General features: G+C 71.8%; 10 protein-coding genes and 1 pseudogene. 4 read left to right on the forward strand and 7 right to left on the reverse strand.

Translation table 11 applies throughout. The annotated features are described in order from the left end of the window. Together D7V97_RS31610 and D7V97_RS31615 are read right to left on the reverse strand one after the other, a co-directional pair. A pseudogene (locus D7V97_RS31610) lies at positions 1-180 on the reverse strand (hypothetical protein); the annotation flags it as partial. 170 nt (positions 181-350) lie between these two features. Then, a complete protein-coding gene (locus tag D7V97_RS31615; RefSeq protein ID WP_120614348.1) occupies positions 351-1,409 on the reverse strand; it encodes a hypothetical protein in 1,059 nt (352 codons plus the stop codon). Between the two features lie 107 nt (positions 1,410-1,516). Between D7V97_RS31615 and D7V97_RS31620 the strand changes: the two genes are divergently transcribed. Beyond that, positions 1,517-2,467, forward strand: coding sequence for a DUF2058 family protein (locus tag D7V97_RS31620; RefSeq protein WP_120614349.1), 951 nt, complete (start codon positions 1,517-1,519; stop codon positions 2,465-2,467). 85 nt (positions 2,468-2,552) lie between these two features. Here D7V97_RS31620 and D7V97_RS31625 read toward each other — a convergent pair whose 3' ends face one another. Together D7V97_RS31625 and D7V97_RS31630 are read right to left on the reverse strand one after the other, a co-directional pair. After that, the gene (locus D7V97_RS31625; protein ID WP_120614350.1) at positions 2,553-3,734 is read right to left on the reverse strand and encodes an acyl-CoA dehydrogenase family protein; all 1,182 of its coding nucleotides are present in this window, start codon (positions 3,732-3,734) and stop codon (positions 2,553-2,555) included. A gap of 51 nt (positions 3,735-3,785) precedes the next feature. Further along, positions 3,786-4,790, reverse strand: coding sequence for a DUF1028 domain-containing protein (locus D7V97_RS31630; protein WP_120614351.1), 1,005 nt, complete (start codon positions 4,788-4,790; stop codon positions 3,786-3,788). A 128-nt stretch (positions 4,791-4,918) separates the two neighbouring features. Between D7V97_RS31630 and D7V97_RS31635 the strand changes: the two genes are divergently transcribed. Next, a complete protein-coding gene (locus D7V97_RS31635; RefSeq protein WP_120614356.1) occupies positions 4,919-5,680 on the forward strand; it encodes an SDR family NAD(P)-dependent oxidoreductase in 762 nt (253 codons plus the stop codon). Between the two features lie 34 nt (positions 5,681-5,714). On the opposite strand, the gene D7V97_RS31640 is transcribed toward D7V97_RS31635, so the two are convergent. Continuing rightward, on the reverse strand, positions 5,715-7,544 hold the full coding sequence (locus D7V97_RS31640; RefSeq protein WP_120614352.1) for a methyl-accepting chemotaxis protein: 1,830 nt from the start codon (positions 7,542-7,544) through the stop codon (positions 5,715-5,717). A 208-nt stretch (positions 7,545-7,752) separates the two neighbouring features. Beyond that, positions 7,753-8,496 (reverse strand): PP2C family serine/threonine-protein phosphatase, encoded by a 744-nt coding sequence (locus tag D7V97_RS31645; RefSeq protein WP_120614353.1) that lies wholly within the window; start codon positions 8,494-8,496, stop codon positions 7,753-7,755. 279 nt (positions 8,497-8,775) lie between these two features. Here D7V97_RS31645 and D7V97_RS31650 point away from each other — a divergent pair, with 279 nt between their 5' ends. Both D7V97_RS31650 and D7V97_RS31655 read left to right on the forward strand, forming a co-directional pair. Further along, on the forward strand, positions 8,776-9,195 hold the full coding sequence (locus D7V97_RS31650) for a hypothetical protein (protein ID WP_120614354.1): 420 nt from the start codon (positions 8,776-8,778) through the stop codon (positions 9,193-9,195). A gap of 68 nt (positions 9,196-9,263) precedes the next feature. Beyond that, on the forward strand, positions 9,264-10,313 hold the full coding sequence (locus tag D7V97_RS31655; protein ID WP_120614355.1) for a hypothetical protein: 1,050 nt from the start codon (positions 9,264-9,266) through the stop codon (positions 10,311-10,313). A gap of 38 nt (positions 10,314-10,351) precedes the next feature. Here D7V97_RS31655 and D7V97_RS31660 read toward each other — a convergent pair whose 3' ends face one another. Next, positions 10,352-11,440, reverse strand: coding sequence for a hypothetical protein (locus tag D7V97_RS31660; protein ID WP_233583347.1), 1,089 nt, complete (start codon positions 11,438-11,440; stop codon positions 10,352-10,354). Positions 11,441-11,581: the final 141 nt, after the last annotated feature.

The raw sequence follows: 11,581 nt of genomic DNA on the forward strand, positions 1-11,581 counted from the left end.
GCGGTACGCCCAGCCCAGGCCGGCGCTGTAGCCCACGGTGCGCCCCACCTCCGCGCCCTTGAGCACGTAGGCCCCCAGCGGCGCCACGGTGACCCCCAGGCTTCGGGGAGGTTCGGCGAGGGCCGGGGCCGCGAACAACACGAGCCCGCAGCACGCCAGGAAGAGGGCGGGACGGAACATGCCCCACCCCCAGAGCAAGGCCAGGGCCAGGGGGGATTCCCAGCCACTTCAAGCACTTGCGGGCGGTCTCTCAATTATTGAGAGGCCCGGCAGGACATGGCCGTCACAGCCTGGAAGCCGTGGGACGTCCAACGGGCTTTCAACGGTTCGGGCGCACCCGGACAGCTGTGTCAGGTGCCCTCGCCCTCGTCCTCGGGCTCTTCGTCGGGCTTGGAGGGGCCGCCCGCGGGGGCAGCTCCAGGGGTGGCCGGGGAGTCGCCGGGCTTGCCGCGCGGGATGCCGAAGTGGTCCAGCGCGTCCGCGATGCCCTGGGGCTTGTCCGCGTCCGGCAGGAAGTCCTGGGGCGGCTGGAGCTTGGGGTCCTTGCCAATCTCCGTGAGGCTCGACTCCAGCGTCATCCGCAGCTCGGCCGCCTCCGTCGTCTTCTCCTGGGGCACGCCGATGCGCCCGTCCAGCCGGGCCTTGAGGACGACGGACGTCTGCGCGTCCACCAGCACCTCGCCCTCCAGCGAGCGCGGCAGCCGGTGGGTGAAGAAGTTCGCGCGGCGCTTCGTGGTCTCGTCCGCGCCGGAGCGGGGCGCGAAGGCGGCGGGCATCTTCTGCGCGGTGACGCCCTCCAGCGCGGGGCCCAGGGACACGGCGTACTTCCACGCGGTGCGGCCCTCGTGGGTGACGGTGCCGGCGGGGGTCAGCTTGATGCGGCCCTGGAAGAGGCTGTCGAAGTCGCGGATGGCGCCGGTGAGCTCCGTGCGGGTGCGCTCGGCCATGCCGCGGTCGCGCAGGCGCTGGCGGTACGGGCCATAGCGGTTGCGCGCGAAGACCTGCCCCTGCACGCGCATGACCTCCAGGCCCTGGTCGCGGGAGTTCTCCAGGATGCCGTGGAAGTCGCCGTTGACGCCGCCGGGGCCGGCGCGGAAGGAGCGCGTCTCCGTGAGCTTCACGGGGTTGTTGCCGTTGGGGCCGGCCCACTCGTAGCTGAGGGTGGACTGGAAGAAGTGCGGGCCCAGTCGCTCGGTGACCTCCGCGGCGTCCATGCCCAGGATGCGGCGCGACACCTGGGGGTTGTCCGCGACGTCCTCCGGCGGCAGCTTCTGCTTCGCGGAGGCGACGACCTTCGGCGGGTCCTCCGGCGAGAAGATGCGGGCCTTGGCCGCCTTGTCGACCGGGTCTGAGCAGCCGGTGGCGGCCAGGACCAGGGCGAGGGCGGCGGACTTCGTCAGACTTCTCACGGAACCTCCACGACACGGAACGGCGGGGGCGGCAAGTTACGTGGGGGCCACAGGAGCGGCAAGCGGTGGCTTGCGTGCGGCCGTGCAAGGGATAGAACGCCCAACCCATGCAGAACCTGCGAGACAAGTTGTTGAAAGCGGGCCTCGTCTCCGAGGAGCAGGCCAAGAAGACCGAGTCTTCTCCCACGCCTCCGCGACGACCGGCCTCCCCCCCAGGGGACGACCGGGGGAGCGCTCCACGCGCGCCCGCCCACCGGGGACGTGACGAGAATCGGACATCGGGAGGCCCGCCGCGTCGAGACGACCGCGGAGGTCCGCCGCGCCGCGAGGGCGGTGGAGGTGCCGGAGGTCCGCCGCGCCGTGAGGGCGGTGGCGCCGGTGGCCCCCCGCGCGGTGGAGGTGCCGGAGGTCCGCCGCGCCGCGAGGGCGGTGGAGGCTTCCGGGGACCGCAGGGCGGGTTCGCCGCGTCCGGGCGTCCGGCCGCGACCGACAAGCCCATCCCCAAGCTGCCGCCCCTGCCGGGCTCCAAGGCCTACCAGCGCGCCGAGTCCAAGAAGCAGGTGGAGCTGGACCGGGCGCTGCGCGAGCTGGTGCTGGGCTCGCAGGTGCCCCAGGAGCCGGGCGAGACGACCTTCTACTTCATGACGCGCAAGGGGAAGCTGCGCCGCATGGAGCTGTCGCCCGTGCAGGCCAAGCAGCTGGAGAACGGCGAGCTGGGCATCGTGGAGCGTCCGGAGCCCGCGCAGATTGAACACTCGCTCGTGCCCGCCACCGCGGCCGAGCAGATGTTCCAGCTGTCCGCCAAGTCCGTGCGCTTCTTCAACCGCAAGGAGAGCCCCGTCGGCTTCATGAACGACGAGGAGCTCAAGGCCCAGCAGGCCGCCGAGGCCGCCGGCACCGCGCCGGAGATCCCCGACGAGCCCGAAGCCGCCGCGACCGACGACGATGGGTCCGACGACGACGCCGAGGCCGGCTCCGAGCCGACGGCGGATGCCGCGACCACCCCGGATGCCGCGCCCGAAACGGGCACCGGCAACGAGGGCGGCACGCAGTCCTGATTTCCTTCCCGTGCCCTCCCCTCCTCCCCACCGGGAGCGAGGGGAGGCGCGGCCTTCCACCACCGCGGCTCGAAGCGAACGCGGCTCAGCCGAACGCGTCGATGCCGGTGATGGCCTTGCCGAGCACCAGCGTGTGCACCTCGTGGGTGCCCTCGTAGGTGAAGACGCTCTCCAGATTCAGCATGTGGCGCACCGGCGGGTAGTCGTCGGTGATGCCGTTGGCGCCGTAGATGCTCCGGGCCACGCGGGCGATCTCCAGCGCGCTCTTCACGTTGTTGCGCTTGGCCAGGCTCACCATCACGGGGTTGCTCTTGCCTTCATCCTTGAGGCGCGCGAGCCGCAGGCTGAGCAGCTGCGCCTTGACGATCTCCTGGAGCATGTCCGCCAGCTTCTCCTGCGTGAGCTGGTAGCCGGCGATGGACTTGCCGTCGAACTGCGCGCGGGAGAGCGCGTACTCGCGGGCGCCCTCGAAGCACGCGATGGCCGCGCCCGTCACCGCGAACGCGATGCCCGCTCTCGCGTTGTTGAGGCACGACAGCGGACCCTTGAGGCCCACCACGCCGGGCAGCACGTTGCGCTCGGGCACGCGCACGTCCTGGAAGGTCAGCTCACTCGTGAGCGACGCGCGCAGGGAGAACTTGCCGGGAATCTCCCGGGCGCTGAAGCCCGGCATCCCCTTCTCCACCAGGAAGCCGCGCACGGACTCCGCGCCGCCGTCCTCCGTCTTCGCCCACACCACCGCGACGTCCGCGATGGAGCCATTGGTAATCCACGCCTTGGTGCCGTTGAGCACCCAGCCGTCGCCGTCCTTCCGGGCGCGGGCGCGCATGCCGCCGGGGTTGGAGCCGAAGTCGGGCTCGGTGAGGCCGAAGCAGCCGATGAGCGTCCCCTTCGCCATGCCCGGCAGGAAGCGCGCCTTCTGCTCGTCGCTGCCGAAGGCGTGGATGGGGAACATGCACAGCGAGCCCTGCACGGACGCGAAGCTGCGCAGGCCGGAGTCCCCCCGCTCCAGCTCCTGGAGGATGAGCCCGTAGCTGACGGTGTTCATCCCCGCGCAGCCGTACCCCTGGAGGTTCGCGCCCAGCACGCCCAGCTCCGCGAGGCCGGGGACGAGGTGCGCGGGGAAGGTGCCGTCGCGGAAGTGCCGCCCGATGATGGGCAGCACCTCCGTGTCCACGAAGCGGGCCACGGAGTCGCGGGCGGCCTTCTCCTCGGCGGACAGCAGGTCGTCGATACGGAACAGGTCGGTGATGTCGGCGCGGGGCATGGCGGCGTGATTAACGTCGCCATGCGGGAGCCGTCAAACGGACCCGGTGCTTCACTCCCCGCCGGGGATGAGCGCCTTCGGGTCCGCGTCGCGCAGGAAGTTGACCAGCGGACCGTCGATCTTCCGCTGGCCGTTCACCACCACGGTGGGCTTGAGGAAGAAGAGGGTGGCCCAGTTGAAGTCAGACAGCGCCTGCTCGGCGGCGTCGTTCCAGGTCCCGTCCACGACCCCGGTGTAGTACCCGGCCTTGGACAGCGCGCCCTTCACGGTCTTCGCGGTCTCCGCGGTGAGCGGGATGAGATCCGCCGCGTACGGCGCCGCGATGCCCGCCTGGTAGCGGTTCATCTCCACGTCCAGGTCCTTCAGCGCGGTCCTGCTGCTGTGCACGACGGCGTCCGCCAGCACCTTCGTGTAGAAGGTCGATTCGTTCTCCGAAGTCCAGACGCGGATGACGCCGGAGCGCTCGCCGTTGTTGTCACGCCCCACGCGGGCTCCCAGCTTGAGCGACGCGAGCAGCCGCTGCGGCAGGCTGCCCCGGGCCGCCTGGAAACCCGCGGCCATGACGTTGCACATCTCAGCGGTGGTCTGGTTGTTGGCCTGCACCACGAAGGTGGCGCCCTTCACGGCGCAGCGCTGCGGGGAGTTCTCCGCGCCGGTCTGCTGGCCCACCGTGATGGTGCCGTCCGGCTTGAGCTTCACCACGGCGAGCTGGCGGTAGTCCGCGTACGGATCCACGGAGAACACATAGTCGACGGCGGCCTGGGCCGTGTCGCCCGCGTCGGTGCGGGCGATGGCCGCCTCGGCGTCATCCACCGAGGGGTAGAACATGGTGGCCACCGCCACGTCCGGGCGGCCGTAGGGCACGAGGCCGCTGATGCCCGCGGGGAAGGAGATGCTGGCCACGCCGCACGACTTCTCCACCGCGTCGCACGCGATGATGGCGCGCGTGCCCAGCAGCTTCGGGTTGGTCTTGGGCGCCGGTGCCGCCGCGAGAGCCGACGTGGAAACGAACATCAGGGACGACACGGCCAGCAAGCCACGCTTGAAGGACTTCATATGCAGGAGACCTCTGGAGTTGGGGGGCGGGCCGCGTGTCTGCCACCGGGCCCGGCGGCGCTGCTGCTCCATGAAACGCACGTCGCACGCGCGCATATCGGCGCGAACGTGCGGATATGCTGCCGGCCATGGCAAGCGAGACGAAGACAGTGGTGGTGACGGGCGCCAGCCGGGGCATTGGCCGCGCGGTGTCCCTGGCGTTCGCGCGCGAGGGCTATGACGTCTGGGCGCTGGCCCGCTCCGCGGAGTCGCTGGAGTCCCTGCGCAAGGAAGGCGGCGACCGCATCCGCACGCACGCGGTGGACGTGGCGGACGAGGCCGCGCTGCTCGCCGCGTGCAAGCTCATCCTCACCGCGGGCGCACCCTGGGTGCTGGTGAACAACGCGGGCATCACCGTGTCCGCGCCGCTGACGAAGACGAGCACCGCGGACCTGGCGAAGGTGATGGCGGTGAACGTGACGGCGCCCTTCATCCTGTGCCGCGAACTGATGCCGGCCATGGTGGCGGCGGGCGGCGGACGGGTCATCAACATCGGCTCCATCACGTCCACGCGCGGGGCGAAGTACACGTCCGCGTACTGCGCGTCCAAGCACGCGCTGCTGGGCCTGACGCGCGCGCTGGCGGTGGAGTACGCGCGCAAGAACGTCACGGTGAACAACGTGAACCCGGGCTGGGTGGAGACGGACATGTTCGCCGGCGCCACCGCCGCCATCTCCAAGACGACGGGCCGCACCGAGGAGCAGGCCCGCGAGGCGCTCGCGTCGATGAACGCCATGGGCCGCATCGTCCGGCCGGAGGAGGTCGCGGCGGTGTGCCTCTTCCTCGCGTCGGAAGCGGCGGGCGCCATCACCGGCGCGGCCTACGCCATCGACGGCGGCGAGCCGGGGTAGGCCCTGGCGCCCACGCCAGGCTCCAGCACCGCCGTCACAGCCGGTACTGCTCCACGATGCTGGTCACCTCTTGCGAGGCGGTGGTGAGGCGCGCGGCGGCCACGGCGCTCGTGGCCACGCGCTCCACCGTCTCGTCCGCCAGCCGGACCAGGTCGCTCAGGGCGGCGAACAGCTCCGCGATGCCCGCGTCCTGCTGGCTCACCATGTCCGCGATGCTCTTCACGGACTCGCTGTTGTTCTGGATGACCATGGCCAGCGCGCGCAGGCTCTCTCCCGCCGCCCGCGCCTGCTCCAGGCCGCCCTCCACTTCGCGCGAGCCGCCCTCGCTCGTCTTCACCGTCTCCGCGATGGCGCGGCCGATGTCGCCCAGGATGGACTGCACGCGGGACGTGGCCGTCGCGGATTGATCCGCCAGCGAGCGCATCTGCCGCGCCACCACCGCGAACGCCCGCCCCGCCTCGCCGCTGCGCGCCGCCTCGATGGCCGCGTTGAGCGCCAGCACGTTGGACTGGTCCGCCAGGTCCTTCACCGTGCCGGTGATGTCGCCCACCTGCCGCGTGCGCTGCCGCAGCTCCGACACCGTGTTGGAGATGCGCTCCACCTGCGAGCGGATGTGCGTGAGGCCGCCCACGCTGCCCGCCACCGCGGACTCGCCCGCCTGCCCCACCGCGTCCGCCTTCTCCGCCTCGCGCAGCGCGCCCGTCGCCCGCCGCGCCGCCGCCCGGGAGCTCTCCTGGAGCTGGCGCGCGGCGATCTGCGTCTGGTGCAGCGCCGCCGCCTGCCGCGTCACCGCGAGGTTCTGGTCCGACGCGGAGGTGGCCAGCTCCATCGCCGTCGCCTCCAGCTCCCGCGCCGACGCCCGCAGCGCCAGCAACACCGCGCGCAGCCGCTGCATCATGTCCCCGAAGGACGTAGCCAGCTGCCCGATCTCATCCGTGGAGTGGATCTCCAGCGTGCCGCTGAAGTCGCCCTCGGCCACCACGCGCGCCGCCGCCGCCGCCAGGGTGCGCAGGGGCGCCATCATCCGCCGCACCAAGAGGAAGATGCCCGCGCCCGCCAGCAGCGCCACGAGCATCCCCACCCCGAAGACGCGCACCAGCGAGGAGCGCATCCGCGCCCACTCCGCCGCCGCGCCCCGCGCGAGCACCAGCTCCAGCCCCTCGCCCACCTGCACCCGCGACAGGTGCAGGGCCACGTCCCCCACGTCCACCGCGCTCCCATTCGCCGCGCCCGAAGTCGCCGACGCCAGCAGCGCCGGCGCCGTCACCGTGTGCACCGACTGCGCGACCACGCGCGGCCCCACGTGCAGCAGCGACTCCAGCGGCTCACCACCCACGCCCAGCCGCCCCAGCTCCTCCGCGCCCAGCGCCGACCCCACCACGAGGTAGCCCACCTGCGTGCCCTCGACCTTGAGCGGCCAGGCCGCCGCGAGCAGGGGCGCGCCGTCCCCCGGCAGCAGCACCTGCCCCTGCTGGTGCACCACCTTGTCCAACCCGGAGAGGCTCCCCTCGCGCGTGGAGGCGACGAGCGTCCCGTCCGCCGCCGTGAGCACCAGCAGGTCCACGCCCAGCAGCGCGCGTTGATCCGCCAGCAGGCCCGTCCCCGCGCGGCCCGGGGACGCGCGCGACAGCTCCTGGGCGAACACCGGGTTGGCCGCCGCCACGCGGGCCAGCTCCGTCACGACCCGGACCTCCTGCTCCTTCAGCGACTCCCAGCGGATCGCGTCCCGCGCCAGCACGGAGACCATCTCGGTATCCACCCGCGAGCGCAGCGACAGGCCCATCAGGAGCACGGTCCCCAGGGTGAGGGCGACAACCACGGCGGTGAGGGCCGCGGTCAGGCGCGCGGCAAGGCTGAGCGTCATGCGCAACGGGTACTCGGTCGAGGGAGGGGGGAGCGGGTGACGCGAGGGGGAAGCACCAGATTAACCTGGAAATATTGGGGGATTGAAGTCCCTGTGAAAGGCGACTCCCCCTCCGTCCGTGCGGACCCACCACGTCAGGTCGGCGGGACCCTCCGACCTGACGGGTCCACGGCCCGAACCTCGCGCCTCACGTCCCCAGCAGCGGCGCTCAGGCCGCCGCGACGCGCAGCACGACGGCGGTGATGTTGTCGCGGCCACCGGCCTCGTAGGCGGCGGAGACGAGCGCGTCACACGCGGCCTGGGCGGACGGGGCCTGGAGCCACTCCGTCAACATCTCCGGGCCCAGCGGTTCGTAGAGCCCGTCCGAACACAGGAGGAACACGTCCCCCGGCTGCGTCTCCAGCCGCTTCACGGTGGGCTCCGCGTTCTCGGTGCCCAGGGCGCGGGTGATGAGGTGCCGCAGGTTGGCCGGGTTGCCGGGGGGTTCGCGGCCCGCGGCGCGCAGTTCCTCGATGAGCGAGTGGTCGCGCGTGAGCGACTCCAGCCGGCCTTCGCGCAGGCGGTACAGGCGGCTGTCACCCACGTGGGCCACCGCCGCGCTGCGCTCGCTCACCACCAGCGCCACCACGGTGGAGGCCATGTCCTTGAGCTTGCCCACGCGGCGCACGCGCAGGGTGCGCTGGGCGAGCGCGGTGCAGGCGGCCAGGTAGTTCTCCTCGCGGCTCTTCGCCGGGTCCACGGCATCCGGCCACGTGCCGTCCCGGTCCCTGTCCAGCCGGTCGCTGAAGCCCGCGAAGGTGTCCACCACGCACTGGCTGGCCACCTCGCCGCCCTCCTGGCCCCCCAACCCGTCCGCCACCACGAACAGCCCGCGCTCGGGCAGGACGCAGTACGCGTCCTCGTTGTGCGGCCGCCGCCCGATGTGGGTCTGCCCCGCGCTCTCGAATTTCATGACTGCCGCCTCCTGGCCAGGCTCCCGTACAGCAAGCGGGAGGCCAGCGCCCATGTCTCTTCGCGCACGAGGCGCCCCCCAGGGGTTTTCTGTCTTGAAAGACGCGCGGATGCTCTTTCCGTCGACCCCATGGGACTCCCCTGTCCGCCGAGCGACGTTGCGCCCGTGCCCGCTCCGCCTCGTCCTGACGGCCGTTCGGGGTGGCCACCGTGGCGGCCGTGCCTAGCTTCGCAGGAGAGAACTGAACAGATTTCCAGTCTCCGAGAAAGGGTGGGAACCATGGCCATCGACGACTTGAAGGCAAACGGGATGATGTCGCACCTGCTCACGTCACTGGAGGCAGGGGAGGATATCGGCCATTACGGCCGGCTGGTGTTCGCGATGGTCGCACGGCACTTCGTGGAGGACGCGACGCTCGTGGACCTGCTGCTCCAGGACCCCGCCTGCGACGAGGCCCAGGCGCACGCCCTGGTGGAGCAGGTGAAGGGGCGGGACTACAGCCCGCCGCGCCGGGAGAAGGTGCTGGAGTTCCAGTCGCGCCAGGACTTCCCCCTCTGCCCGAACAAGGACGACCCGGACGCGTGCAACGTCTACAAGGACCTGCGCTTCCCGGAACACGTGTACGCGCACATCGGGGAGTACCGGGAGCAGAAGGCCCACGCGGCGAGCGAGGAGGCGGATTCCGCGGGCGCCCCCTAGCAACTCCTCGCGGGCCCGGCGGACAATCAGACGCTGCCCGACGTGCGGGCCATCACCCGAGGACCACCATGACCTCCATCCGCCGCGTGGGTTCTGGCATCTCGACGTCCCGGGCCCACTCCATCTCCGCGCAGTTGGAGGTCACCGCCCCCGTGCGCCAGGAGGCCCTGGCCCCGGTGGATCCGGTGCGGCGCGGCTTCTCCGACGCGAGCGACTTCCAGGCGGACGCCGAGGGCGACCTGTCCGGCGCGCTGCTCGCCGACAGTGGCCTCGCTGAAGCCGGCCCGGCCCCCCGGGGGCGTGCGTCGCCGGAGGCCCGGGAGGCCCCGGAGTCTCGGGCCGCCCTGCTGGAGAACTCCCAGCTGCGCACCTTCGCGGGCGTGAGCGAGTTCGAGGCCGCGACGCCGTCCTACGCGCAGCGGCTGGGCACGTCGCAGCCCTCGTCGTCGCCGCTCATGCAGGCGCGGCTGTTCAACGAGGGGCGGCGCACGGAGGCGGTGTCCACGGATCCCTCGCTGGATCCGTCCGACATCCTGTCGCCCGACGCCGCCGCGTGGGAGCTGCAGAACCTGGACACCATGCCCCGCACCGTCTCCGCGCAGGAGGCGGAGGATTTGCTGTTCCTCCTGGAGTCGGGGGACCTGTCCCACCTGAGCGACGAGGAGCTGCGCGCGCTGAGCGAGGGCATGGACATGGAGGACGGATCCGCCGACCCGGAGCTGGACGCGTCCGGGACGGAGACGGCCGGCCCGGAGGTGTCGGAGGGCGACTTCCTGGCCACGCTGGAGGACAGCGGACCGGACTTCGCGGCCCTGGGCTCCATGAACGTGCCGCCGCCGGATGACTTCCTCGCGGACGTGAACGACTTCACCCTGGACGCGCCCGAGGCGCAGGAGGCCAGCGTCGTGGTGGCCCCGGACGCGCAGGTCGAAGCCGAAGCCGGCACCGAAGCTCCCATTGAAGCCAGCACCGAAGCTCCCATTGAAGCCAGCACCGAAGCCCGCATTGAAGCCCACTCCGAAGCTCACATCGAAGACGTGCAGGACGCCGACGTGATGGAGCTGGAGTCCGCGCCGGCCGCGGACACCACGCCTCCGCCCCCGCCGCACGAGGACTGAGCGGCCGGGCGTCGTCAGAGCCTCGAAGCCCCAGGGCCTCAGGGCTGCGGCTTCTGGTTCTGGGCCCCGTGCTTCTCCGCGAGCACGGCGTCGAGCTGCTTCTGCGCCTCCACGACGTCCTTCTGGAGCTCGTCCGTGTAGCGGTCGCGCTCCGGGCTCTTCCATTCCGCGCTGGAGAACTGCTGGAGCGAGTACTCGCGCGTGGTGTGCACCGGGCCGCGCATCGTGACCATCAGCTCGCGGTCCGGGTCGCCGGACTCCTTGAGCAGGAAGCCCTCCACGTCGCGCAGCACGAGCGGGAACGTGGGCGCCTCATCGCGGATGAGCTTGCCGAAGACGGAGAGCTTCACCTCGTTCAGGCCCTCCGGCAGCTCCTCGTTGAACGACACCGACGCGAACGGGACCCCGCCCTCATCGTCCATGCGCCCGGACACCACGTACCGACCCGCCTTGCGGACCTGCACGGCCAGGTACAAGTCCAGGGAGCCGCCCTCCAGGGACTCGCGCACCCGGCGCGTGAACGTGGCCGGCGGCGCGGGCGTGTAGAGCACGTCGAAGAACGTCACGTCCTCCACCGACCCCGAACGCACGCGCACGTCCACGCGCAGCGTGCCCGAGTACATCGCGAAGCCCTGCTTCGACGGCTGGAAGCGGCCCGTGAGCATGCCGTCCCCCGCCACCGCGTCGCCGTCGCGCCCGTCATCCCCGAAGACGAGCGGCACGCCCGCCACGCCTCCCGCGCCCGCCATGTGCTCCGCCTCGTGCGCCACCGCGGACACCACCGAACACGTCCGCGGCTCGCGGCGCGAGTCCTCGCACGCCACGGTGAGGAGCACCGCCTCGTCGCCGACGACGAACACCTTGTCCTGCTTGAGCCGCAGCTGCACGTCGGAGGTGCCGTCCTCCGCGCCCTTCGCGCTCAACGGCCGCGTGCGCTCCGGCTCCGCCAGCTCCATCTCATCCGGATGCTCGCGGCTGGGACGGGACTCGGGCGGATAGCGCGTGGCCGCCACGTAGGCCTCCAGCGAGCGGCGCGCGCGCTCCAGGCGCTTCTGCCACAGCTCACGCCGGGCCTCGCGCTCGCGGGCCTCCGGGCTGAGCAGCGACGGTGTTGCCGCCGCCGCCAGGTCTCCGGACGCTTGCGAACCCCCGCGTCCGGCCGGGGCCCGTGCCCCCTCTCGCGAGTCAGGGAGCGAGCCCACGTCCTCCGGCTCCGGCGTCCCCCGCGCGACCTCCGCTCCCTCGCTCGCATGCCACCAGAACAACAC

The sequence above is a fragment of the Corallococcus sp. CA053C genome, from assembly GCF_003611675.1.
Classification (GTDB): Bacteria; Myxococcota; Myxococcia; order Myxococcales; family Myxococcaceae; genus Corallococcus.

Excerpts from the sequence above, each read along its gene's own strand:
- D7V97_RS31620 (WP_120614349.1), top strand. The coding sequence starts at position 1,517 with ATGCAGAACCTGCGAGACAAGTTGTTGAAAGCGGGCCTCGTCTCCGAG.
- D7V97_RS31625 (WP_120614350.1), bottom strand. The coding sequence starts at position 3,734 with ATGCCCCGCGCCGACATCACCGACCTGTTCCGTATCGACGACCTGCTG.
- D7V97_RS31630 (WP_120614351.1), bottom strand. The coding sequence starts at position 4,790 with ATGAAGTCCTTCAAGCGTGGCTTGCTGGCCGTGTCGTCCCTGATGTTC.
- D7V97_RS31635 (WP_120614356.1), top strand. The coding sequence starts at position 4,919 with ATGGCAAGCGAGACGAAGACAGTGGTGGTGACGGGCGCCAGCCGGGGC.
- D7V97_RS31640 (WP_120614352.1), bottom strand. The coding sequence starts at position 7,544 with ATGACGCTCAGCCTTGCCGCGCGCCTGACCGCGGCCCTCACCGCCGTG.
- D7V97_RS31645 (WP_120614353.1), bottom strand. The coding sequence starts at position 8,496 with ATGAAATTCGAGAGCGCGGGGCAGACCCACATCGGGCGGCGGCCGCAC.
- D7V97_RS31650 (WP_120614354.1), top strand. The coding sequence starts at position 8,776 with ATGGCCATCGACGACTTGAAGGCAAACGGGATGATGTCGCACCTGCTC.
- D7V97_RS31655 (WP_120614355.1), top strand. The coding sequence starts at position 9,264 with ATGACCTCCATCCGCCGCGTGGGTTCTGGCATCTCGACGTCCCGGGCC.